This is a genomic window from Sphingomonas citri (assembly GCF_019429485.1).
GTDB lineage: Bacteria > Pseudomonadota > Alphaproteobacteria > Sphingomonadales > Sphingomonadaceae > Sphingomonas > Sphingomonas citri.
Window position 1 is genome coordinate 359,409 of the sequence record NZ_JAHXZN010000003.1, and the last position, 22,455, is coordinate 381,863.

The following is a 22,455-nucleotide window of genomic DNA, read 5'->3' on the forward strand; positions in this document are numbered from 1 at the left end:
AGGGCGGGCCGTGGTGTCGCGGACGCGGGAACCCAGGCCCGAGCAGAGCAGTCGTGAGTGGCGAGCGCTTCCTTCATCCTCCGGCAAACGGCCGAACTCAGCGACATGGCTTCCTCTTGCCGGGCGCTACCCGGGAAGACGTCTCCACTCGATGTCACAGCTACCTCCCGCGCGCGCGGCAGCACCGACGCCGCTCAGCTCGGGTGCGCCTCCGTCTCGGCCTCGGCGCGCGCCTCGACCCGGCGTTCGACCGCGCCGCCCGCCGCCGCCATCGCCCAGCTCGCCAGCCGTTCGGAGAGCCAGCCGATCGCCGCGCCCGCGACGACGTCGCTGACGTAATGCGCGCCGCGCGTCACCTGGAGCGCGCCCGCCGCCCCCGCGGCGAGCCGCGCCGGCACGGCCGCGCCGGGCAATTCGTGGCGCACCGCCTCGGCGATCGCCACCGCGCCGGCGGTGTGACCGGACGGGAAGGCGTTGCGCGTCGTGTCGTCGGTGCCATGGCCTTTCTCCACCGTCGGCCGATCGCCCGCTTCGTTGGGGCGGACGCGGTCGACGCTCGCCTTCATCACCGTCTTGAGACCGGTGGCGAGCAGGTGGCTGGTGACCATCCGCGCGCCGCTGCGCGCGATCGCCGGCCGGCGCAGCACCGCCCCGAGCGCGAGCGTGCCGAGCCCGAGTGCGAGCAGCGGCGGCTCGTCGGTCGCCTTGGCGAGCGGGGTGAGCGCGCGCACCGCGTCGCTGCCGGCGAGCGCGCGCGCCGGGGCGAGTGCGTCATGCTCGCGCTTCGCCGCCTTCTTGACCGCCTTCTTCTTGCCCATCACGCCGTTCCCGCTCCTGTGTGTCGCGGGCGCCAACGGTCGCGCGAGGGCAGGGGTTGCGGCCCGGCCCCGCCCTACCGGCGTTATCTTGCAAACGTCTCGGGATCCGTGGTGCCGCGTCCGCATCGGCGCGGCACCCGCGGCCGGTAGGCCCATGTCCGTGATGCTCATCGTCGCGGAGGCGGCGCGTCCTGCCCGTCGTCACCGGCGCGACGCGAACTTCGAGGTGGCGCGAGGGCCGCGGAACACCGCAGGTGCAGGCCCGCCCCTTGTGGGTCCGCACCGGTGTATCCTCGAACGGGTTCGGGATGGCGGCAGATGGCGAACGAGGGGCCTGCCCTCACGCGCGCGCTACAGCGCGGCGGTAAAGGGCCGTGCGTCGTGGTGAACCAAGGGAGTTCCGCACGGCCCAGTATCGCCTCGCGGCGACGATCCCATTCATAATGGAGCGAGCCGCTCGAGTCAGACACATTTCGGACGTAATCGTGCCGAAGTGAGACTCACCCCTCGATCGCGTCGGTGAGCGCCGCGCGCGTGTCGGCGAGTGCGAGGTCGACCAGCCGGCGCATCGCCGCCGCCGCCTGGACGGTGTCGCCGTCGGCGATCGCGTCATACACAGCGGCATGTTCGGGGATCGGATCGCGCGGCAGCGCGCGGTCGCGCTGCTTGAGCTGGGTGGTCCAGGCCACCGCCGCGGTGATCCCCGCCGACAGCGTCACCAGCGCGTCGTTGCGCGAGGCGGCGAGGATCGCGCCGTGGAAGTCGCGGTCGGCGGTGAGCCCCGCCTCGGTCGACAGCGTGTGCCGCCGCATCCGCCCCAGCGCGTCCTTGAGCGCCTTGAGATCCTCCCGGTCGCGGCGCTCGGCGGCGAAGGCGGCGGCGGCGGGCTCCACCACCGAGCGCAGCTCGAACAGGCTGCGCAGCAGCGCCATGTCGGGTTTGTCGGCGAAGGCCCAGGCGAGCACGTCGGGGTCGAGCATGTTCCAGCGCCGCCGCGGCAGCACGCGCGTGCCGGTCTTGGGGCGGCTCTCCACCAGCCCCTTGGCGATCAACCCCTGCACCGCCTCGCGATAGGCGCCGCGCGAGACGCCGTTGGTCTCGGCGAAGACGACCTCGCCGGGCAGCACGTCGCCCGGCGCATATTCGCCCGAGAGGATCGCGCGCCCCAGCATGTTGCCGATCGCGCCGCGCCAGCGCCGTCCGGTCGACTGCAGCGCGGCCTCCTGACCGGGTAGCTCGTTCACCGCTCTCTCCTCCGTCACGCCGCGGACAGCCGATACAGGCCCGCGCCGTGCGAGGCGAGCGTGCGCGCGAGCCGCCCGCTCGCGCTGCCGTCGTCGTGCCCCGACCACAGGTCGCGCACGCGCACCGCGCCGGTGAGGCCCAGCTCGCGCAGCGGCAACGCCACCTCCTTCGCCTTGTCGGTGGTGTTGAACAGAGCGACATAATGGTCGCGGCTGCCCTCGGGCCGCGCCGACCAGATCCGCGTGCCGTCGGCGATGAAGTGCGGGCGATTGTCGGTGCTCGCCTGGTTCACCGCCAGCACCTCGCGGTTGGTGAGCAGCGCCAGCGTCGGCGCGTCGAGGTGGCGCAGGTCGCCGCCCATGATCAGCGGCGAGCGCGCGATCGACCATAGCGTCATCAGCGTGCGCTGCTCGTCGGGGGTGAACTTGGTGTCGCGCTTGCCCAGAGCGAGCCGGCCGAGCGGCAGCATGTCGGCGTCGGGCCAGCCGCCGGGGCGGCGCCACTGATTCCAATTCTCGAGCCGGGTGAACTGCGCCTCCAGCATCGCCCATTCGTCCCAGAAATCGTCGCTGATCCGCCACATCTGCGCGAAGTCGCGGACGTGCGCGCCGCGCGCCACCGGGGTCTCGCCGGGCGAGAGGCTGAGCGTGATCGGGCGGCCGCAGCGCTGGATCGCGCGATGCGCCGCCTCGATCTCGGGCGCGTGCGAGTCGTACGGGCGGCTCATGTCGTCCATCTTGACGAAGTCGACGCCCCAGGAGGCGTAGAGCGCGAAGACGCTGTCGTAATAGGCCTGGGCGCCGGGCTTGCTCATGTCGACGCCGTACATGTCGGGGTTCCACGGGCAGATGCTCGACGTGTCGGCGACGTCGGCGGCGCGCAGCCTGGTGCCGAACACGGGCAGGTTGCGCTTCACCGCCTCGCGCGGGATGCCGCGCATCACGTGGATGCCGAAGCGCATCCCCATCGCGTGCACCGCCGCGGCGAGCCGGGTGAAGCCCGAGCCGTCCGCACTCGAGGGGAAGCGGTTGGACGCGGGGATGACGCGGCCGTTCGCGTCGAGCGTCGGTGTGGCGATCTTGTTGTATTCGTAGCTGGTGGCGTTGGGCTCATACCATTGGATGTCGACGGTGAAGACGTCGTAGCCGAACGGCAGCAGCTTCTCGCGCATGATCGCCGCGGTCTCGCGCGCCTGCGCCTCGGTGATCGTGGTGGCGAAGCTGTTCCAGCTGTTCCACCCCATCGGCGGCCGCGGTGCGAGCGCGGCCCCGGAACCCTTGGGCGCGTCGGCCGCCGCCGGCACCTGCTGCGCCGTCGCCGGCAGCGCGGTCACGGCGGCACCGCCGAGCCCCGCCGCGAGCATCGCGCGCCGGCTGAGTCGCACCTCGTCCATCATCCTCTCCTCCCGCTCGCGCGGCGGCTGGCCGGTGACCGGCTCCCTGCCCACGATCTCGCGGCCGAGCGTATCAATACTCAAACAATTGTCGAGAGTGTTCGCGAGGGGCGATCGGCGCCGGCATAGGAGCGGCGGCCGCAGGTCGCTGGAAGGGGGCTCCCGCAGGCGTTGCGCTTCGTGGAGTGTCCCCTCCGCGACCGACCCGCTGCCGGCGATCCTCCTCCCCCGGGCGAGGAGGATGTGTCCGCTTCTCGCCCCCGGCAGGTCCCAGCGACCGTCGTCTGAATTGACCGAAGCGGGTAACCCGGATCGCTTGACACCCCACTACTCATACAAGATGATCAATCGGGCGAGGGCAGAAGACCCCGCACATCGGGAGAGGATCATGAGAGCTCGTCTGCTCGCGGGCGCGGCGCTGTTCGCCTGCGCCGCGTCGCCAGTGATGGCGCAATCGTCAAACGCCAACTCGGTCGCCCCCACCGGCACGCCCCAGGCGGACACGCCCGCCGAGCCGCAGGGCCCGTCCGAGACGCCGCCCGGCGCGGCGCCGCAGGACGGGGTCGAGGACATCGTCGTCACCGGCATCCGCAGCAGCCTGCGCTCCTCGCTCGCCACCAAGCGCAACGCCGAGAACATCGTCGATTCGATCACCGCCGAGGACACCGGCAAGTTCCCCGACACCAACATCGCCGACTCGCTCCAGCGCATCACCGGCGTGGCGATCGATCGCTCGGGCGGCGAGGGCCAGTTCATCACCGTCCGCGGCCTCGGCCCCGAGTTCAACACCGTGCTGGTCAACGGCCGCATCATGGCGACCGACAATCCGGGGCGCGAATTCTCGTTCGACGTGCTGTCGTCCAACCTCATCCAGCGCGTCGACGTCTACAAGACCTCGCTGCCACAGCTCCAGGAAGGCGGCATCGGCGCGACCGTCAACGTCGTCACCGCGCGACCGCTCGACGGGCGCGCCGGCTTCCACGCCACCCTCGCGGCGGGCGGCATCTATGACTCGCTCGCCGACAAGGTGAGCCCCGACTTCTCGGGCATCGTCTCCTGGACCAACCCCGACAAGACCTTCGGCGCCCTGCTCTCGGCCTCCTACACCAACCGCAAGAGCCAGCTCGACTCGGCGCGGATCGGCGGCTGGATCCTGGGGTCGCAGGGCTTGATCGACGGCACCGCCAGCTCGACCGGCCTGACTACCGACGCGCTCGTCGACAGCCCGAACGACATCCACATCCCGCGCGAGTATAATTTCGACCGCGAGGAAGACACGCGCGAGCGGATCAACGTCGCGGGCTCGATCCAGGGGCAGCTGACCGACCGGCTGCTGCTGACGGTCGACGGCATCTACTCGCAGTTCAACGTGTCGCAGTACACGCGGCGCTACGGTGACTTCTTCACCGAGCGCTTCGTCGGCGTCGAGACCGACGCGAACAACACCGTCACCGGCTTCAACCGCCCCGGCTCCAACTTCCTCGCCGCGAACCCCGGGCTGCTCGAGCCGGTGCCCGGCGTGTCCGACACGCGCGTGACGCGGCAGCAGAACGACAATATCGTCTGGACCAGCCAGCGCGAGACCGAGAGCTACCAGGTCGGCGCCAACCTCGCCTGGGACGTCTCCGACCAGCTCAAGCTCAAGCTCGACGCCTCCACCACCAAGGCGACGCAGCGCAACCCGTACAAGTTCGTCGTCGTCGGCTCGCTGGCGCAGACGTCGGTGCGGTTCGATCTCAACCCGGAGAACGACCTGCCGGGCCTCACCAACCTCGGCCCGATCACCGACGCCAGCCTGCTGCGCGCGCATTTCGCGCAGAACGACCTCACGCGCGTGAGCGACAAGGGCAGCGAGTTCCACGCGGACGGCGAGTGGACCGCAGACCGCGGCATCCTGCAATCGCTGATGTTCGGCGCCTCCTACAACCAGCGCCGCAAGGTGCGCACCCGCTCGGACAATTCGGACACGGTCTGCACCTATTGCGGCTATGACATCCCGATCCCGTCCAACCTCGTCCAGGCCTATTCGCTCGGCAACTTCCTGCCCGGCGCCTCGGGCAGCGACGCGCTGCCGAAGGACTTCTTCACCTTCAACCAGGAGGACATCTTCGCCTTCCTGTCCGATCCCGCCAACCTCGTGCGCCCGCGCCAGGGGCGCACCGCGGAGGAGCAGGCGGCCGAGGCGGCGCGCGTCGAGGCGCTGGCGGGCGGTCCCTATGGCCGGCGTGACCGGCCCAACGCGCGGCTCGACGTCGAGGAGAAGGTGGTCGCGGCCTATCTCAACGCCAATTTCAAGGGCGACGAATGGTCCGGCAACATCGGCGGGCGCTTCGTCAGCACGCGGCTGCGCTCGGCCGGGTTCGGGCAGCAGATCGTGCGCATCTTCGTCAACCCGGGCGACGACAATCTGAACTTCGTCTACACCGACCCGCAGGCGATCAGCGTCCGCAACAGCTACACCGATTTCCTGCCCTCGGCGAACATCAAATATGCGATCACGCCGAAGATGCTCGCGCGCGCCGCGGTGTCGAAGACGGTGACCCGGCCGACGCTCACCTCGCTCGGCGTCGACAACAGCTACGGCGGGCGGCTGACCAACGCGACCTCTAGCGGCGGCAACCCGGCGCTGCGCCCGTTCAAGTCGACCAACTATGACGTCTCGCTCGAATATTACATCACCGACGTGAGCTACGTCAGCGTCTCGGGCTTCTACAAGGCGTTCACCGACTTTCTCGAGAGCCAGACGCTGCCGGTGACGATCGCCGGCTTCGACTTCCTCGACACGCGCACGCGCAACGGCCAGAGCGGCTCGATCGCGGGCGTCGAGGTCGGCGGCCAGTACACGTTCGACCGGCTGCTGCCCGGCGCGCTCGGCGGCTTCGGCGTCGCCGGCAATTACACCTATGTGTCGAGCAACGTCGAGCGGGCGGAGGGCAGCGGCACCAACGCCAACAATTGCGGCTACAACGGCCTGTCGCCGCACTCCGCCAACGGCAGCCTGTTCTACGAGAAATACGGGCTCCAGGCGCGCGCCTCGTACAACTGGCGCTCGTCGTTCCTGCGCCAGTGTTTCGGCGCGGCGTCACGGCCCGAGAACCGCGCCGCCTACGGCCAGCTCGACATGAGCGTCTCCTACGACGTCACGCCGGTGTTCCAGGTGTACGCGCAGGGGGTCAATCTCACCAACCAGTACGTCCACGATTACTCGGTGATCGAGGACCGGCTGCTGATGCTGCAGAACACCGGCTCGCGCTACCTGTTCGGCGTGCGCGCCCGCTTCTGACCTCTTCGGTCCTCCCCGCCCTGCGGGGAGGACCTTCGCTCAGCCGCGCGTCTTGATCACCGTCTTCTGCGCGCGCGCCTGCTTGGCATAGTGATGGTGCGCCACCGCGCAGCCGGCCGCGGCGCCGAGCACCGCATGGCCCTTGCCGACGAAATGACCCGCCACGCCGCCCGCCGCCGCGCCGCGCACACAGCCCTTGGCGAGCGCGGGCGAGGCCGTGGCCAGCACCAGCGGGACCGCGAGAAGAGAGAGCATCCGCATGAAAACCTCCGTCGTTCAGTGATGCCCTGTTGTACGCGCCGCCGGCCGCGGTGTTGCGTTAAACTTCGGTCATGTCGCGGCAGCCTTCGCCGGGGTCAGGGCAGCCCGACGCGCCCCCGGCGAGGCGCCGGCCGGCGGCGATCCGTCGCCGCGTCGCGGCGCGGCGCGTGACGCTCGATCCGTTGACCTCTCGGTAAGGTTCGCGGCCTAGCTGGCGCTGCGGGGCACGGAGGCGCATTTGGCAATCTTGGACTCACTCGCCGGCTTCATCGACAATAATGGCCTGGCGGAGGCCTTCGCCGCCAAGGCGGAGGATCCCGCCAAGGCACGCCGCCCGCTGCTCGACGGCATCCGCCGCGCGCGCGAGCAGTTCGCCGCACGCGCGGGAGACGGCGCGCGCGTCGGCAGTCGCTGGTGGCAGGTGCAGAACGGCGTGGTCGCGCTCACCGTCAAGATCGGCGGCGACGTGCTGCCGCTCAACGGCGCCGCCACCAATCACCTGCCCGAGGGCGTGTTCGCCGCCTTCCTCGACGCGCTCGAGCGGGCGGTCGAGGCGGGCGAGCTCGACGAGGCGCTGCGCGCGCGCCAGGCCGAGCGCGCGCGCCCGGCGCGCGGCGCGGAGCCGGCGCAGCGCCAGCGCGTCCCCGGTCGCCACCCCAGCAACGACCGCGAGGACTGGGACAGCCTCACCTGGGCCGAGCGGCAGAAGGTCAGCGCCTTCTACCGCGAGGGCCGCAACCCCGACGGCAGCGTCATCGCCACCGCCGGCTACAAGCCCGACGCGCCGATCGCGGGCTGAGCAGCGCGCTGAGCACCGGGCGGCATCATATAGTCGCGCGTGAGCGGCAGCGCCTCGCGGCGGCGGGTGAGCTGGATCTGATAGTTGAGGTGCCCGTCGTGGCGGAAGGCGACCAGCGCGCCCGCCAGGTAGAAGCGCCACATGCGATAGAAGCGCGCGTCGTAGAGCGCCTCGATCGCCTCGCGCGCGGCCTCGACGCGCGCGAGCCACCGGTCGATCGTCAGCGCGTAATGCAGGCGTAGCGTCTCGACGTCGGTCACCCATAGCCGCGCGTCCTCGATCGCGGGGGTGATCTGGCTGAGCGCGGGGACGTAGCCGCCGGGGAAGATGTAGCGCGCCAGCCAGCGGTCGGTCGCGGCGGGGCCGTCGGCGCGGCCGATGGTGTGGAGCAGCATCACTCCGTCCTCGGCGAGCAGCGCGCGGCAGTGGCGGAAGAAGGCGCCATAGTGCGGCGGCCCGACATGCTCGAACATGCCGACCGACACGATCCGGTCGAACGTTCCGCGCACGTCGCGATAGTCGAGCAGCTCGAAGCGGACATGGTTCGCCACCCCGGCTTCCTCCGCGCGCCGCCGCGCCACCGCGAGCTGCTGCTCGGAGAGGGTGATCCCCAGCACCTCGACGCCGGCGACGCGGTGCAGGTAGAGCGCCAGACCGCCCCAGCCGCAGCCGATGTCGAGCACGCGGTCGCCCGCGCGCAGCGCGAGCTTGTCGGTGATGTGGCGCAGCTTGGCCGCCTGCGCCTGCTCCAGCGTGGCGTCGGGCGCGTCGAAATAGGCGCAGCTGTAGTGCAGGTCGGGATCGAGGAAGAGCGCGTACAGCTCGGTCGAGAGGTCGTAATGGTGCGCGACGTTGCGGCGCGCGCGGCGGCGCCAGTTGATCCCGGTGAGCAGCGCGCTGCGCCGCCACGGCCGCCACCAGCGCAGGTCGGCGGCGGCGTCGTCGTCCCAGTGGGTGTTGCGCCCGATCAGGTCGAGGAAGCCGCGTATATCGTCGCCGTCGATCACCATGCGCCCGTCGACATAGGCCTCGCCCAGCGCCAGCGCCGGGTCAAGCGCGGCGCGGCGCGGCGTCGCACGGTCGCGGAACCGGATCGTCGCGTCGGGCGCGGCGGGCGCGGGCTCGCCGAAGCGGTGCGTGCGCCCGGCGGCATCGACCACCACGAGCACGCCGCGCCGGATCAGCCGGCGCAGCAGGAAAGCGAGCAGCCGCATCGCCGCAGGCTAGCCGAGACGCGGCGCGCTGCCAACGCGGCGCGCGGCTTGACAGCGCGCGACGGCGGTGGCTGATTGCGCGCCATGGGGGCTGCGACCTCCCCATGAGGCGTCAGCCGAAGGTTCGCGTCCTGCATCATCCTGCCGAGGACGCACCGTGCCCGCTCTTCACGCCATCTCCCCCGACACGCTCGCCCGGCTCGTCGCGCTGCCCGGCGCCCCGGCGATCCTCGACCTGCGCGACGCGCCCGCCGCGACCCTCCCCGGCGCGCGCGTGCTCGGCGTCGCGACGCGACCGACCGCGCCGGCCGGCCGCGCGGTCGTGGTGGTGGACGAGGCGGGCGGTGCCGCCGCGGCCGCGGCGGTCGCGCTGCTGCGGAGCGACGGCGTCCGCGCCGAGCGGCTGGAGGGCGGCTTCGCGGCCTGGGCGAGCGCGGGACTGCCGACGGTGGCGCTGGCGCATCTGCCGCCGCGCCACGACGACGGCCGCACCTGGTGGGTCACGCGCGCGCGGCCCAAGGTGGACCGGATCGCCTGCCCCTGGCTGATCCGCCGCTTCATCGATCCGGACGCGCGCTTCCTCTACGTCGCGCCGGGCGAGGTGCTGGCGGTCGCGGCGGCCGAGCGCGCCGAGCCGTTCGACGTCGCGGGCGAGGGCGTGGTGTGGACGCACCGCGGCGAGCGCTGCAGCTTCGACGCGCTGGTCGACGGCTTCGGGCTCGTCGGCCACGCGCCGCTCGCGCGGCTGGCCGCGATCGTGCGCGGCGCCGACACCGACCGGCTCGATCTCGCGCCGGAAGCGGCGGGGCTGCTCGCGCTGTCGCTCGGCCTGTCGCGGCTGCACGACGACGACCACGCGCAGCTCGAGGCGGGGCTGACGCTCTACGACGCGCTGTATCGCTGGTGCCGCGACGCGCAGGGCGAGCGCCACGACGCGCGCTCGCACCGGCCCGCGCACGCCGCGGTGACCGCGTGAGCGCGCGCGTTCCCGCTGCGGCCGGGCGCCCCGCGCCGGTGACGCTGCGCGCCGCGACCCGCATATGGTGGCGTATCGCGCTGCTCTCGTTCGGCGGCCCGGCGGGGCAGATCGCGGTGATGCACCGCATCCTGGTCGACGAGCAGCGCTGGATCGGCGAGCAGCGGTTCCTCCACGCGCTCAACTATTGCATGCTGCTGCCCGGCCCCGAGGCGCAGCAGCTCGCCACCTACGTCGGCTGGCTGATGCACCGCACGCGCGGCGGCATCGTCGCGGGCGTGCTGTTCGTGCTGCCCGGCGCGGCCGCGATCATGGCGCTGAGCTGGGTCTATGTCCTCTACGGCCGCGTCGGCATCGTCGCCGCTTTGTTCTACGGGCTCAAGGCCGCGGTGCTCGCGGTGGTGCTGCAGGCGGTGGCGCGGATCGGCACGCGCGCGCTGCGCAGCACGCCGGCGCGGCTGCTCGCCGCGCTCGCCTTCGTGCTGATCTTCTTTCTCGGCGCGCCGTTCCCGCTGATCGTGCTGGGCGCCGGCCTGATCGGCTGGTGGTCGGCGCGGCGCGGCGGCACCGCCTTCCGCCCGGGCGGCCACGGTGGATCGGGCGGCGCGGGGGTGGCCGACGCCGACACGCTGCTGGGCGAGGACCTGCCCGCGCACGCGCGCCCGGGCTGGCGCACGACGCTGCGCACGGCGTCGCTGTGGCTCGCTTTGTGGCTGGTGCCGGTGGTGGCGCTGCGCGTCGCGCGCGGCCCCGACGACGTGTTCGCGCGCGTCGCCACCTTCTTCGCGACGATGGCGACGGTGACCTTCGGCGGCGCCTATGCGGTGCTCGCCTATGTCGCGCAGCAGGCGGTCGAGCATTACGGCTGGCTGGCCCCGCGCGAGATGCTCGACGGGCTCGGCCTCGCCGAGACCACCCCCGGGCCGCTGATCATGGTGCTCCAGTTCGTCGGCTTCCTCGCCGCCTATCGCGATCCCGGCGGGATGGCGCCGCTGCTCGCCGCGACTCTGGGCGGGCTGCTCGCCACCTGGGTGACGTTCGCGCCGTGCTTCCTGTGGATCTTCCTCGGCGCGCCCTTCATCGAGCGGCTGCGCGGCAACGCCGCGGTCGGCGGCGCGCTGGCGGCGATCACCGCCGCGGTGGTCGGCGTCGTGCTCAACCTCGCCTTGTGGTTCGCGCTGCACACGCTGTTCCGCGCCACCGTGGCCGTGCGCGCGGGGCCGGTGCGCTTCGACGCGCCGGTGCTCGCGACCCTCGACCCGTATGCGCTGGCGCTGGCGCTCGCCGCCGCGGTCGCGCTGTTCCGCACGCGCGCGGGCGTGATCGCGACGCTGCTGGCGAGCGCGCTCGGCGGCCTCGCGCTTCACCTCGCCGGAGTATTGCCATGAGATCCTCTCCTCTCGCCCACGCCGTCCTCGCAGCGCTCACGGGGGCGATCGGGCTCGTCGCCGCGACGCCCGCACGCGCCGAGGACGACGCCCAGGCCTGGGCCGCGGTGATCGCCTCGGGGCCGGTGCGCGGCGACCTGTTCCTGTGGCTCGAGGGGCAGGCGCGCGCCACCGACGAGGTGGGCGGTGGCAGCCAGCTGATCCTGCGCCCCGCGATCGGCGCGCGGATCGGGCGCGACGCGCATGCGGTGGCGGGCTACGCCTTCGTCCGCACCGACCCGGCGGGGGGCACGCTCAGCCGCGAGCACCGGCCGTGGCAGCAGGTGCAGTTCGCGCCGGTCCGCCACCGCGACGGCACGCCGCTGCTGATCAGCCGCACCCGGCTGGAGCAGCGCATGGTCGAGGGGCGCGACGGCACCAGCTGGCGCCTGCGCCAGTTCGTCCGGCTGCAGCTGCCGGTGCGCGGCGGGAGCCCGGTGCAGCTGGTCGGCACCACCGAGGGCTTCGTCAACCTCAACGCGACCCGCTGGGGCGTGCGCGACGGCGTCGACCAGTGGCGCACCTTCGTCGGCGTGGGCTTCCCGGTGCTGCCGCGCGCGCGGCTCGAGCCCGGCTATCTCAACCAGCGGATCGTCCGGACGGGCGAGGACCGCGTCAACCACGTGCTGAGCGCGACCTTGTTCGTCCGGCTCTGATCGCGGGCGGTGCAAGGCCTCTGGCGGGCGGCGCGCGAGACCCCTGGCGCGGTGCGCGCGCGGGTGCGACAAGCGGCACCAGGATAGAGGAGAGGTCAGCGATGCGGCGGATCATCGGGACGATCGCCATGGCCGCGGCTTGTGCGCTGCTCGTCGGCGCCAGCCCGCCGGGCACGACCGAGGTGGCGAGCGGCGCGGCGGTGCGGGCGCAGGTCGCGGCGATGCTCGCCGAGATGCGCCCCGACCAGGGCTTCCTGTGGCGCCCGCTGGTGCGCGACGGCGCGCGCGTCGCCGCGATCGAGGTGTGGAAGAAGCCCGGTCGCCCCGCGGTGCACCCGGCCGAGGCGGAATATGCGACGGTGCTGGAGGGCGCGGGCACGCTGGTGTCGGGCGGCACGCTCGTCGCGCCGGTCACGCGCCCCAACGGCATGATCGAGGGCGAGCGGATCGCGGGCGGCACCACGCGCGCGCTGGCGCCGGGCGACGTGCTGCTGATCCCCGCGGGCGTGCCGCACTGGTTCGGGATCACGGGCGATCGCCTGGTGCTGCTCGGCACCAAGCTGCCGGCGGAGCGCTAGGGTCGTCGCCGCCCCCCTTGCGCCGCGTCGCGCCGGGCGGCACGGGGCGGCGATGCACGCCGACACCGACCTGGAGACCGCGCTGCTCGGCCCGCTGCTGGCGGAGCGGACGTGCGGCGACTGCACCGTCTGCTGTACCGTGCTCAAGGTCGCCTCGCCCGATTTCAGCAAGCCGGCTGACACGCCGTGCGCGCACCTCGGCGCGGGCGGCTGCACCATCCACGCGGTGCGCCCGCGCATCTGCCGCGACTGGTATTGCGGCTGGCGGCGCGTCGCCGCCATGCCGGATGCGGCGCGGCCCGACCGCTCCGGGCTGCTCGTCTCGCTCGGCTTCGAGCGCGCGCCGCGCAACTGCCTCGAGGGGGTCGCGATCACGGTGCGGCGGCTCGAGGGCAGCAGCGCGATCGAGGACGGCACCGCCGCCGCGGTGCTCGATGCTTTGTGCGACCGCCTCGTCCCGGTGTGGTTCAGCGACGGCGCGCGCAAGATGCTGATGCACCCCGAGGCCGAGGTCGCCGGCCACGTGCTCGCCGGCACGCCTCCGCCAGCGCCGCTCGCCGCGGAAGTGGCGGCGTGGCGCGCGCGCTACGCCGCGTTCGCGGCGGCGCCGCCGGACGAGGCGCCCTAACCGTCTAGGCCGCTCGGCATCGCTTTGGCCGAGTTGGAAATTTTCTCCTCACCCACGTTACTGATCGAGTCGATCGGGCGGTGTAGCGTGGCGCCATGCTGGAGCCGAGCTGCCCGATCACGCGCGACCCGCCGGGCGTCCCCCGCGGCCGCGCGCACCGGTCCGGCCGGCGATGAGCGCGCCGGTCGCGCTGTCGCCCGCGCAGGTGGTGCTGGTACGCGCCAGCTACGCCGCCATCACGCGGCTGGAGCAGGATTACTCGGCGCGCTTCTATCACCGGCTGCTGGAGCGCCATCCCTTCACCCGCGCGCTGTTCCCCGACGACCTGACGCGCCAGATCAGCGTGTTCCGCCTCACCGTCGACGCGCTGATCGCGCAGCTCGACCAGCCCGAGGCCCAACCCGGGGCGGCGCGCGCCGCGCTGGCCGAGCTCGGCCAGCGCCACGTCGGCTACGGCGTGCTGACGCACCATTACGCCTATGTCGGCGAGGTGCTGCTCGACACCTTCGCCGAGATGGCGGGCGACGGCTTCGACGCCGCGACCCGCACCGCCTGGGAGGCGCTCTACGCCGCCGTGGCGCAGGCGATGCTCGACCCGCCCGTTCCCGCGGCCGAGCGCAAGCCTTGACGGTGACGACCGGCGTGCCGACCTAGGTCGTCGACGGGAGACAGCGGATGGTCGAGGCTCGGTGGAACGGCGCGCTGATCGCGCGCAGCGACGACACCGTCGTGGTGGAGGGGAACCATTATTTCCCCGCCGAGGCGGTGGACGCCGCGCTGCTGCGCCCGAGCGACACGACCTCGATCTGCCCGTGGAAGGGCGTCGCGCACTACCACAGCCTCAGCGTCGACGGCGCCGACAACATCGACGCTGCCTGGTATTATCCCGATCCCAAGCCCGAGGCGGCGGCGATCCGCGATCGCATCGCCTTCTGGAAGGGCGTCACGGTCGGCTGACCCGCGACGGCGTCGCGTCGGCGGCGCGCGCAGGCGAACACGGGCGGTCAAGCACCACGCGCCACGACGCCTACTCGCGCGTTGGCGGCGCATGAGCCATCACCACGACCGCTATGCCTATCGCCCGATCGTCGATCGCCCCGTCTACGACTGGCCCGGCGGCCGCCGGCTCGCGATCTATCTGGGCGTCAACCACGAGGTGTTCCGCTTCGGTGAGGGGCTGGGTGCGCAGCTCGCCCCGGCGCAGGGCGAGCCCGACGTGCTCAACTACGCCTGGCGCGACTATGGCAATCGCGTTGGCGCGTGGCGCCTGTTCGACCTGTTCGATCGACTGGAGCTGCGCACCACCGCGCTGCTCAACGCCGAGGTGCTCGATCTCTGCCCCGGTCTCGCCGAGGCCTGTCGTGACCGCGGGGACGAGATCGCGGCGCACGGTGCCAGCAACGCGCAGGCGCAGGGCGAGATGGGGCGTCGCGGCGAGGCGGCGATGATCGCGCGGGTGACCGAGCGGCTGGCCGCGCTCGGCGTGACCCCGACCGGATGGCTCGGCCCGTGGATCTCCGAGAGCGAGCGCACCCCCGACCTGCTCGCACGCCACGGCTATCGCTACGTGCTCGACTGGGCGCACGACGACCAGCCGACGCGGCTCTCGACCCGCCACGGCGGATTGCTCTCCATCCCTTACTCGCAGGAGATCAACGACATCCCCGCGATCGTCGCGCGCCACCAGGAGGCCGAGACCTTCGCCGCGATGATCCGCGCCGCGGTGGCGCAGCTGCTCTCCGAGTGCGACCGCCGCCCGCTGGTGCTCGGCATCGCGCTCCACCCCTACATCATGGGGCAGCCACACCGCACGCCCGCGCTCGCGCGCGTGCTGACCGAGCTGCGCGAGGCCGACGATCCGCGCATCTGGTGGACGACCGCGGGCGCGATCGCGGCGCATGTCGAGGCGAACGACCTGGCGGCGTGAGCGCCGCGTCGGCGTCCGGCGACATACGCCCCGCATTGATCCGCGCTCCCGCCGCGCGCGGCGAAGCTAGGTCGCTGTCGGCACGCGATGATTTAGGTTGAGTGGGCGTTAACTAAGCGTAGCATCATCGGCGCCCGATGATCGGGCGGGAGGATGGTCCGATGCGTTCGCTCTCTTTCGTCGTCGCTGCCGCCGCGCTGCTCGCGGGCACCGCGCCCGCGCTCGCCGCGCCGTGCAAGGATCCCAAGACCGGCAAGTTCGTCAAATGCGCCACCGCCCCGGCCAAGGCGACCAAGTGCAAGAACGCCAAGGGCCAGTTCGCCAAATGCGGCACGCCCGGCGCCAAGCCGGTCTGAGCACGACGCTGACGGCCGGGCCGCGCCGTCCGTTCCGGCCGGCATCTCGACGTAAACTACGGAATGTTAAGGTAAGGAGTTCAGCCCTATTCCATAGCGGATAGGAGAGAGATGATCGAGGTCGCCGCCCGAGTTTATCGCACGCGTCGCGCCGGTGAGCGGTACGACACGGACGCGCCGACGACGCTGCGCGGCGCGTCGCAGGTGCCGCTCGACGTGGTGGTCGACCAGATCTCGCTCTCGGGCTGCCATATCGTCACGCCCGAGGAGGTGAGCGTCGGCGAGCTGATCTCGCTCGGCATCGCGGGGCTGGGGCGGGTCGAGGCGCTGGTCGTGCGCCGCACCCGCACCGGCTACGGCTGCGCCTTCATCAGCCACGTGCCCCCCAGCCTGCTCGCGCGCGTCGGCGAGGACACGCCGGTGGTGGCGCTGTCCGACGACCGGCCGCTCCACGTCTTCGACGCAGACGCCGACGTGCCCGACGTCGAGAAGCTGCCGATCCGCACGCGCTTCCTGCTGATCGCCGGCTTCTGCGCGCTGAGCTGGATCGCGATCATCACCTTCATCGCCGCGATCTGAGGCGCGCGCGCGACGCGTCTATAAGAGAGAGAGCGGCGCGATCGGGACGAGGCGGTGGGGCGAGGGGCGGGGATCGGTGGGCGAGCCGGCGGCGGCCTCGGCCGCACGCTGCGCTGCGCCGTCGCGCTGGCATTCGCCGCGCCCGTCGGCGCGCAGACCGGCGACTCGCGGATCCAGTCGATCGCTTACCGCGACGACCAGGTCGTCCGAGTCCGCGCCGCGCCGGGCTATCAGGTGACGATCGAGCTCGCCTCCGACGAGCGGGTCGGCACCATCGCGCTGGGCGACGGCGCGGCCTGGCAGGTGACCGCGAACAAGGCGGGCAACCTGCTGCTCGTGAAGCCGCTCCAGCTCGACGCGCCGACCAACATGACGGTGGCCACCGACGTGCGGCGCTATCATTTCGAGCTGGTCGGCGTGGCGGAGCCCGGCGGTGACCTGCCCTTCGCGATCCGCTTCCGCTACCCGGCCGGGCCGGGCGCCGGCGGGTTGCCGGGCGGCAGTGTCGCGGCGACGGGGCCGATGATCGCGGACTATCGGCTGAGCGGCCAACGCGCGCTCTACCCGACGGCGATCAGCGACGACGGCACCCGCACCTTCATCGAATGGCCCGCGGACGGGCCGCTGCCCGCGGTCTATCGCCGCGACCGCGGCACCGAGACGCTGCTCAACGGCAACATGCGCGGCACGTTCTTCGTGCTGGACGAAGTGGTCGCCGAGCTGGTCTTCCGGCTCGACCGGCAGCGCGCGCGCGCGGCGCGGCTGCCGCCCGCCGCCGCTCCCTCCGGCCCGGCGCGACACGATGATCGTCACCCCGCCGCTCGCTGACCCGGCGCCGGGCGCACCGCTGGCGGACGCGGCCGCATGGGTCGGCGCGGTCGCGACCGGCGAGCTCGCCGCCGGCGCGGCGACGCTGGCGGTCGCCGCGCTCGGGCTGCTGCTGCTGCAGGGGCGGCTGCCGCTGCGTCGCGCGGGGCGCGCGCTGCTCGGCTGTTTCCTGATCTTCGGTGCCGGCCCGGTCGCGGCGGGGCTGCTGCGCGCCGCCGCGGCGGCGCCCGAGCGCGAGGCGGTCGTGGACCTCACGGCCGCACCGCCCCCGCGGCTCGCCGCGCCCGCGCAGCCCGAGGAATACGACCCTTACGCCGGCGCCGCGGTGCCGGTGCGGTGAGACGCGCCGTCGAGGGCAAGGGGGTCCCACACGCGATACATGGCGCCGCTATCGAGCGCGGGCGCGGCCGTCCGGAAGCGGGAACCGGCCCATCGATAGGGCTGCGCCTGCATGCCGCGCTGCCCGCCGATCTCGATGCTGTAACAGCGTCGTTGCCAGAGCCGCGCGCTTCAAGGCCGGAAGCCTTACGTCAGCTGCTTCGCAGCGCGAAGAAAGGACGAGCAAGCCTCGCTACCGCGATCAGCCCCCGCTTTTCGACAGCACGAAGGCGGCGAGGAAGCCGACAACCGCGATCAGCCCGGAATAGTCGTGCGTGGCCTCTGTCGCCTCCGGGATCATCGTGTCGACCAGCATAGCCAGGATCGCACCGGCGGCCACAGCGGTCACAGCAGCGATGACGTCCGGACTGCTACCCGCGAGCGCGACGTTGCCGACCAACGCAGCGATCGCTGAGGCAAGCGCGATCCCGCCCCACACGCCGAAGATGTACGCCGCGCCGCGGCCAGACGCCTTCATGCCGGCCGCGCTCGACAATCCTTCGGGCACATTCGACAGGAAGACCGCGCCGACGGTGACCGCGCTGACGCCGCTTCCGCCGAGTAGACTCACGCCGATCACCACTGACTCTGGGATGCCGTCGAGCAGCGCACCTATGGCGATGGCAGCGCCAGAGTTGCTCTGCGCGTCAGGCTGGCTCTCGTCCGGGTTCGAGCCTGAGCGCTTGCGATGCCGAGCGCCGCGCCGGGAGACGATGATGTTCGCAGCGGTGTAGACGATCGCTCCGCCGAGGAAGCCGGCGGCGGTGGAGTCAAAGCCACCTCGCTCGAAGGCCTCATCCATCAGGTCGAAGGCGACGGCAGAGATCAGCACGCCAGAGCCGATCGCCATGATGGATGCGATCAGTCGCTGCGGCAGCGAGGCGACGTACGCGATCGCGGCGCCGAGGACGAGCGCGGAGCCCCCGACCAGACCCCAGAAGAAGGCTTCCCACATACTGGCACGCGCCCGCTCGCAGAGGATGACAGCCGCCGAACGATGAGCACGCGCAGAAGGCTCCGGCGTCGGAAAGTCTCTGATCTAGAGAAACTTACACATTCGCTTCGGAGGGCGCTCGTATCTGCCCGCATGATTGGCGCCGGTTAGTGCTTGGCGGGACGATGCGTGGTGACGCGCAACCTGCCGGTTAGTGGCGGTGACGGTAGCGGAGGCTTCCAGACCGCTGCGCGCTGTCGCCTGGCGCTATCCCCAACGCCGCACCGCCCATGTTATCGCGGCGACCGGGCGCCGTTTCGCTGCTAGGTCCACCAGGAGAAGAGGCTGAAGTCAGCGGCTGTGAAGGCGAACGGCTTGGAGGGATCGGTGAGTATCTCTATCGCATCCTTCGGCGCGCCGCCGAACTGCGACATATCGATAGTGACCATGCCGGTTGTCGCGTCCCGGGAGGTCGCCGCTAGCACCTTGTCGAAGGTCGCGTACGTGAAATGCCAAAGATCGATCTTGTCCTCGCCTTGAACGAAATCGATGATCCGATCACGATTGTCGCCGTACGAGAACGTGAAGACGTCGGCTCCTCCGCCTCCCACCAGGCGATCTTTACCCGCCCCGCCACCGATGACGTCGATTCCCGCGCCGCCCCAGAGCTGATCCGAGCCACCGCCGCCGTAAAGGACATTGCCATAGTTGCCGCCTTGGATCACGTCATTGCCGTTGCCTCCGGCAAACCCGGCGATCTCGATGCCAGTGATGATCGTGCCATCCGCCAGCGTCTGCACCCTATCAGGTGACGTGAAATCGATCTTCAATCCGATCGCGCTGTTCGTGCGGTTTATGCTCGCAGTGTCGATACCGGAGCCGCCGTCTAGCAGCCCGGGGCTGATGCTCCAAAGTGTGTCGTTTCCGGCGCCGCCAAGCAGCCGATCGAAGCTCGTATCTGAAAAGTTGCCGTCCGATCCAATGAGGTAGTCGTCACCGTCATCGCCCGAAAGGATGTCAGCGCCAAACCCGCCTGTGATCGAGTCATTGCCCTCTCCGCCAAAGAGGTGATCATCACCTGCATCACCGTTGATGTAGTCGACGTCGGCGCCACCAAGAATGAAGTCGTTGCCATCACCGCCGGACAGGTAGTCGACCCCCGCTCCGCCGTATATGTCGTCGTCACCGCTTCCGCCGCGTAGCTCATCGCTGTAGATCGTGCCGATCATGACTTTGCCGATCATCGCTTTCCTCCCCGCCCAGGTTACCGGCTACTCAGCAGTCGCCGAATCGGCGCGAGGACGTTAGAAGATGCCACTCAGCTCGAAAGCGTGTCAAAGCGGGTAACTCGTTCGCTACCCTTATTTGCGGCAGAGTAGGGAGTTTCTCACAACTGAGAGAATGAGCGCTGCCGACTTGCTGTGCGACGCTGTGGCAAGGAGGCGTCTGACTCGCCCAACTGTAAGCTTTGTACGTTGGCGCACCGAGCCGGGCGTGAGACAAACGCCGGATTGCTTGGGGCCTCTAGAGGATTGCCTGTGAGACATCGCTTGATGCAGCTTGCTTTTGCGAGCGCCGCTTTTCTGCCGGGCGTGTCGAGCGCGACCGTTTTTGAGCGGACCATCAGCGTGACGGCGACGCGTTTCACGTCGTTTGAAAACACGATCTCGCCGTACGACGAGCTGTCACTGCTGCTCACCGTGATCGTCGACACTGAGAGAGGGCTCGTCAGCTCGGCGATCGACTCGTCGACGCTCGGATACCCGCTTCAGGTCAGTTACGTCGGTTCCTTCTACGACTACCTTCAGGTAGCGACCACGCCGGTGTCGCCGTTCGGCCTCTACGTTCGCCCAGGCTTGAGTGAATTCGGCTTCACCTTGACCGGCCTAGGTTCGGGCAATCTCGGCCCTGGGAGGGTCAGCTACAGCACGTCCGACTCATCGGCAGTCTGGTACGCAGATAGCGTTGACGTGAAGCTGGTCTCTGCTGCCGTGCCTGAACCCGCCTCGTGGGCGATGATGATCCTTGGCTTCGCGGCGATCGGCTACGCGATGCGCCGTAAGACGGTGCTGCGCTTCGTCTGACACCCGGGTTATGGACGATGCAGGCCGATGGAGCGATCCGGCAGCCTCCATGGGAGCGGAACGGGCACGCACGATGGCGTGCCCGATCGCTCGATCAGGCCTTCTCAAGCCTAGTCGAGCGCGGCTCACCGAAATTCCGCCCAGACCGGATGCCCGGCGTCGACCAGCTTGGTGACGATCCACCGCATCGCCTGTAGCGCCGGCCCGTGAGGCTTGCCGCGGCCGGTCTCCGCCGCGATCCAGAAGGTCACCAGCAGCTCGCGGTCAGGCAGGTAGGGGCGTAGCACGCGCAGGGCCAACCGGGTCGCGGGCACGCAGACGTCCTCGTCCCGCGCGCGTCGGCTCGCGTCATCGAGCACGGCCAGCGCCAGGTTCATCAGCAAGGCCTGCGACCGGCGCGCCCGCCGCGCCATGTCCTCCTGCCCGAACGGCACGCCGTCCACCCGCGTGTCGTTCGCCCCGCACGCATGGCACTGCATGCCGTGCCGCACCGTCTCCCACTCCATGGAGAGCCGGCGGAAGCGGCGGTCGATGATCAGCTCCTCCAGGTCGTGCTGCTTCACCGCCTTGCACGCCCGGCAGGTCACGCGCACCGCCCCCTCGACTCGACGAAGATCCTGCAGCGTTTTCGGGGAGCCGACCATGCCCGCAGCATACGGAACAGGGCGTGAACAAAAAGGCTGGTACGACTCGCTGGCTTGCGTCATCTGGAGGCGATGAGTGCCCGCGAGAACCTCATCCGAGTCGCCGCCGAGCGCGGCGAGAGCCTGACGCACCTGTCCGTGAAGGTCGGTCGCAGCCCCGGCTACCTGTCCCGCTTCATCAGCCGCGGATCGCCGCGGCGGCTGCCCGATGTCGAGCGGCGGCACCTCGCCATCGTGCTGGAGGTCGACGAACGGCTGCTAGGTGCGCGCGACCCGTGGGCGCCGGGAGAGCCGGCATGATGCACGATCAACTGCCTCACGCTCGAGCCGTGAGAGGCGCTGGCCCTGGCCACAAGGCTTCTGAACGCGGTCTTGGACGCGGAAGAGGGCAATGATCTTGGCTTGGTGGAGAGGCCGTGAGCGTTCGCGAGCATGGCTCGGCGGTGCGCGAGCAAGTCCAGCCTAAGCGGACACGAAATCCTTTGACGACCAGGGCGCTCGCCAGCCTTAGTAGATAAGATGACGAGGAGAGCTAGCCGTGGCTGAGGAAGCTGCGTTCATCCTTTTGGTCGAGGACGACCCTGACATAAGCGCCATAGCGGTGATGGCCTTGCACCTTGATCCAAATCTTACAGTTACGTCGATGCGAACTGGCGCTGACGCGCTTCACCACCTTCAGCATGCGCCGAAACCGGACCTTATATTAACTGACAACAACCTCCCGGATATGGAGGGTGTCGCCCTGGCTCGGGCGATCAGGCGAGCCATGAGCGAGCCGCCCCCGATCGCATTCTTCACGTCATCGGTGCGCGCCGTTGACATCGGGCGCTACGCAGCCGCCGGGGCTGTCGGGACCATCGCCAAGCCCTTCGATCCGATCGGGTTGGCCGCGCAGGTTCAGGTGCTTCTCCGTTCGACTTTGGCCTAAGTCGCGGCATCGAAAAGCCGCCAGGCTCGTAGGGGCTTCGTTCAGCATCGCATGCTAGCAGCTGCCGCTCCCACGACGAAAGGCTCCGACATGAACGACCGGCCGGACCTAGAGGAAGCATTCAGCGCTGCCTTTCACGAGGCGTTCGGCGGCCGCGCGGTCGAGGTGGCGGAGAGCCAGCGCGACCAGGCTGACGGCATCGTTCGAGCGCGCTGGCAGCAGGTGATCGACGTGATCTTGCCGTTCGCCGCTCTACCAGCTTAGGCGGCAAGCCTGCGATCGACGGCCTCTCCGATCTCGTCCCAGCGCTTGGCCGTGGCGAGATCATGCGCGCGAATGGCCGCTATGATCTGATCGACGACCTGCTGGCGCGCGCGCGACCCGTGTCGCGCACCGAGGGCTGCCGCTGTCTGCTCGATGTCATTGTCGTTTGAGGAATGCACTCGGCCAAGATGGTCACCCAGCGTGAGCGGCGCCACTGCCAAGTTGCCCAGGTGATCCCTCCACGGGACGTCGGGA

General features: G+C 70.6%; 27 protein-coding genes. 18 read left to right on the plus strand and 9 right to left on the minus strand.

The annotated features are described in order from the left end of the window. Positions 1–194: 194 nt before the first annotated feature. The 3 genes from KZ820_RS12075 to KZ820_RS12085 all read right to left on the minus strand — a co-directional run bounded on the left by KZ820_RS12075 (position 195) and on the right by KZ820_RS12085 (position 3,459). Positions 195–818 carry a phosphatase PAP2 family protein gene (locus KZ820_RS12075; protein WP_219748853.1) on the minus strand — a complete coding sequence of 208 codons (624 nt, stop codon included), beginning with the start codon at positions 816–818 and terminating at the stop codon, positions 195–197. 500 nt (positions 819–1,318) lie between these two features. After that, positions 1,319–1,990, minus strand: a complete 672-nt coding sequence (locus tag KZ820_RS12080; protein ID WP_219748923.1) for a FadR/GntR family transcriptional regulator — start codon at positions 1,988–1,990, stop codon at positions 1,319–1,321. A gap of 86 nt (positions 1,991–2,076) precedes the next feature. Continuing rightward, positions 2,077–3,459 (minus strand): glycoside hydrolase family 27 protein, encoded by a 1,383-nt coding sequence (locus KZ820_RS12085; protein WP_219748924.1) that lies wholly within the window; start codon positions 3,457–3,459, stop codon positions 2,077–2,079. Between the two features lie 385 nt (positions 3,460–3,844). Between KZ820_RS12085 and KZ820_RS12090 the strand changes: the two genes are divergently transcribed. Further along, a complete protein-coding gene (locus tag KZ820_RS12090; protein ID WP_219748854.1) occupies positions 3,845–6,739 on the plus strand; it encodes a TonB-dependent receptor in 2,895 nt (964 codons plus the stop codon). A gap of 39 nt (positions 6,740–6,778) precedes the next feature. On the opposite strand, the gene KZ820_RS12095 is transcribed toward KZ820_RS12090, so the two are convergent. Continuing rightward, on the minus strand, positions 6,779–7,000 hold the full coding sequence (locus KZ820_RS12095; protein ID WP_219748855.1) for a hypothetical protein: 222 nt from the start codon (positions 6,998–7,000) through the stop codon (positions 6,779–6,781). 238 nt (positions 7,001–7,238) lie between these two features. On the opposite strand from KZ820_RS12095, the gene KZ820_RS12100 reads away from it, so the two are divergent. Next, positions 7,239–7,799 carry a hypothetical protein gene (locus KZ820_RS12100; RefSeq protein WP_219748856.1) on the plus strand — a complete coding sequence of 187 codons (561 nt, stop codon included), beginning with the start codon at positions 7,239–7,241 and terminating at the stop codon, positions 7,797–7,799. Here KZ820_RS12100 and KZ820_RS12105 read toward each other — a convergent pair. Further along, positions 7,769–9,013 carry an SAM-dependent methyltransferase gene (locus KZ820_RS12105; protein WP_219748857.1) on the minus strand — a complete coding sequence of 415 codons (1,245 nt, stop codon included), beginning with the start codon at positions 9,011–9,013 and terminating at the stop codon, positions 7,769–7,771. The two genes, KZ820_RS12100 and KZ820_RS12105, sit on opposite strands and share 31 nt — an antisense overlap. A gap of 157 nt (positions 9,014–9,170) precedes the next feature. Here KZ820_RS12105 and KZ820_RS12110 point away from each other — a divergent pair, with 157 nt between their 5' ends. The 12 genes from KZ820_RS12110 (at position 9,171) to KZ820_RS12165 (ending at position 17,308) form a co-directional block, all read left to right on the plus strand. Next, positions 9,171–9,989 carry a chromate resistance protein ChrB domain-containing protein gene (locus tag KZ820_RS12110; protein WP_219748858.1) on the plus strand — a complete coding sequence of 273 codons (819 nt, stop codon included), beginning with the start codon at positions 9,171–9,173 and terminating at the stop codon, positions 9,987–9,989. Next, positions 9,986–11,377, plus strand: coding sequence for a chromate efflux transporter (gene chrA, locus KZ820_RS12115; protein WP_308462208.1), 1,392 nt, complete (start codon positions 9,986–9,988; stop codon positions 11,375–11,377). Before KZ820_RS12110 ends, chrA begins: the two co-directional genes overlap by 4 nt. Beyond that, entirely contained in the window at positions 11,374–12,072 is a 699-nt protein-coding gene (locus KZ820_RS12120) for a DUF2490 domain-containing protein (RefSeq protein WP_219748859.1), read from the plus strand. The genes chrA and KZ820_RS12120 overlap by 4 nt, the downstream gene beginning before the upstream one ends. A gap of 101 nt (positions 12,073–12,173) precedes the next feature. Further along, the gene (locus KZ820_RS12125) at positions 12,174–12,650 is read left to right on the plus strand and encodes a cupin domain-containing protein (RefSeq protein ID WP_219748860.1); all 477 of its coding nucleotides are present in this window, start codon (positions 12,174–12,176) and stop codon (positions 12,648–12,650) included. 52 nt (positions 12,651–12,702) lie between these two features. Continuing rightward, on the plus strand, positions 12,703–13,278 hold the full coding sequence (locus KZ820_RS12130) for a YkgJ family cysteine cluster protein (protein ID WP_219748861.1): 576 nt from the start codon (positions 12,703–12,705) through the stop codon (positions 13,276–13,278). Positions 13,279–13,450: 172 nt separating this feature from the next. Further along, positions 13,451–13,906 (plus strand): globin domain-containing protein, encoded by a 456-nt coding sequence (locus tag KZ820_RS12135; protein WP_219748862.1) that lies wholly within the window; start codon positions 13,451–13,453, stop codon positions 13,904–13,906. A 47-nt stretch (positions 13,907–13,953) separates the two neighbouring features. Next, positions 13,954–14,235, plus strand: coding sequence for a DUF427 domain-containing protein (locus KZ820_RS12140; protein ID WP_219748863.1), 282 nt, complete (start codon positions 13,954–13,956; stop codon positions 14,233–14,235). A 91-nt stretch (positions 14,236–14,326) separates the two neighbouring features. Then, positions 14,327–15,205 (plus strand): polysaccharide deacetylase family protein, encoded by an 879-nt coding sequence (locus KZ820_RS12145; RefSeq protein WP_219748864.1) that lies wholly within the window; start codon positions 14,327–14,329, stop codon positions 15,203–15,205. 161 nt (positions 15,206–15,366) lie between these two features. Next, a complete protein-coding gene (locus KZ820_RS12150) occupies positions 15,367–15,561 on the plus strand; it encodes a hypothetical protein (RefSeq protein ID WP_219748865.1) in 195 nt (64 codons plus the stop codon). Positions 15,562–15,672: 111 nt separating this feature from the next. Next, positions 15,673–16,140 (plus strand): PilZ domain-containing protein, encoded by a 468-nt coding sequence (locus KZ820_RS12155; protein ID WP_219748866.1) that lies wholly within the window; start codon positions 15,673–15,675, stop codon positions 16,138–16,140. A 54-nt stretch (positions 16,141–16,194) separates the two neighbouring features. Next, the gene (locus tag KZ820_RS12160; protein ID WP_219748867.1) at positions 16,195–16,968 is read left to right on the plus strand and encodes a TrbG/VirB9 family P-type conjugative transfer protein; all 774 of its coding nucleotides are present in this window, start codon (positions 16,195–16,197) and stop codon (positions 16,966–16,968) included. Next, positions 16,943–17,308 (plus strand): TrbC/VirB2 family protein, encoded by a 366-nt coding sequence (locus KZ820_RS12165; RefSeq protein ID WP_219748868.1) that lies wholly within the window; start codon positions 16,943–16,945, stop codon positions 17,306–17,308. Before KZ820_RS12160 ends, KZ820_RS12165 begins: the two co-directional genes overlap by 26 nt. 240 nt (positions 17,309–17,548) lie before the next feature. Here the strand turns inward: KZ820_RS12165 and KZ820_RS12170 are convergent, their stop codons facing one another. Together KZ820_RS12170 and KZ820_RS12175 are read right to left on the minus strand one after the other, a co-directional pair. Continuing rightward, the gene (locus KZ820_RS12170) at positions 17,549–18,301 is read right to left on the minus strand and encodes a ZIP family metal transporter (RefSeq protein ID WP_219748869.1); all 753 of its coding nucleotides are present in this window, start codon (positions 18,299–18,301) and stop codon (positions 17,549–17,551) included. 302 nt (positions 18,302–18,603) lie between these two features. After that, positions 18,604–19,524 (minus strand): calcium-binding protein, encoded by a 921-nt coding sequence (locus KZ820_RS12175; RefSeq protein ID WP_219748870.1) that lies wholly within the window; start codon positions 19,522–19,524, stop codon positions 18,604–18,606. Between the two features lie 309 nt (positions 19,525–19,833). On the opposite strand from KZ820_RS12175, the gene KZ820_RS12180 reads away from it, so the two are divergent. After that, on the plus strand, positions 19,834–20,364 hold the full coding sequence (locus KZ820_RS12180) for a PEPxxWA-CTERM sorting domain-containing protein (protein ID WP_219748926.1): 531 nt from the start codon (positions 19,834–19,836) through the stop codon (positions 20,362–20,364). A 125-nt stretch (positions 20,365–20,489) separates the two neighbouring features. On the opposite strand, the gene KZ820_RS12185 is transcribed toward KZ820_RS12180, so the two are convergent. Then, positions 20,490–21,008 carry a hypothetical protein gene (locus tag KZ820_RS12185; RefSeq protein ID WP_219748871.1) on the minus strand — a complete coding sequence of 173 codons (519 nt, stop codon included), beginning with the start codon at positions 21,006–21,008 and terminating at the stop codon, positions 20,490–20,492. A 54-nt stretch (positions 21,009–21,062) separates the two neighbouring features. Here KZ820_RS12185 and KZ820_RS12190 point away from each other — a divergent pair, with 54 nt between their 5' ends. The 3 genes from KZ820_RS12190 to KZ820_RS12200 all read left to right on the plus strand — a co-directional run bounded on the left by KZ820_RS12190 (position 21,063) and on the right by KZ820_RS12200 (position 22,200). Then, the gene (locus KZ820_RS12190; protein WP_219748872.1) at positions 21,063–21,308 is read left to right on the plus strand and encodes a DEAD/DEAH box helicase family protein; all 246 of its coding nucleotides are present in this window, start codon (positions 21,063–21,065) and stop codon (positions 21,306–21,308) included. Positions 21,309–21,546: 238 nt separating this feature from the next. Beyond that, entirely contained in the window at positions 21,547–21,936 is a 390-nt protein-coding gene (locus KZ820_RS12195; protein WP_219748873.1) for a response regulator, read from the plus strand. Positions 21,937–22,026: 90 nt separating this feature from the next. Beyond that, a complete protein-coding gene (locus tag KZ820_RS12200; protein WP_219748874.1) occupies positions 22,027–22,200 on the plus strand; it encodes a hypothetical protein in 174 nt (57 codons plus the stop codon). Here the strand turns inward: KZ820_RS12200 and KZ820_RS12205 are convergent. Then, the gene (locus KZ820_RS12205; RefSeq protein ID WP_219748875.1) at positions 22,197–22,415 is read right to left on the minus strand and encodes a hypothetical protein; all 219 of its coding nucleotides are present in this window, start codon (positions 22,413–22,415) and stop codon (positions 22,197–22,199) included. The genes KZ820_RS12200 and KZ820_RS12205 overlap by 4 nt on opposite strands. Positions 22,416–22,455 lie beyond the last annotated feature (40 nt).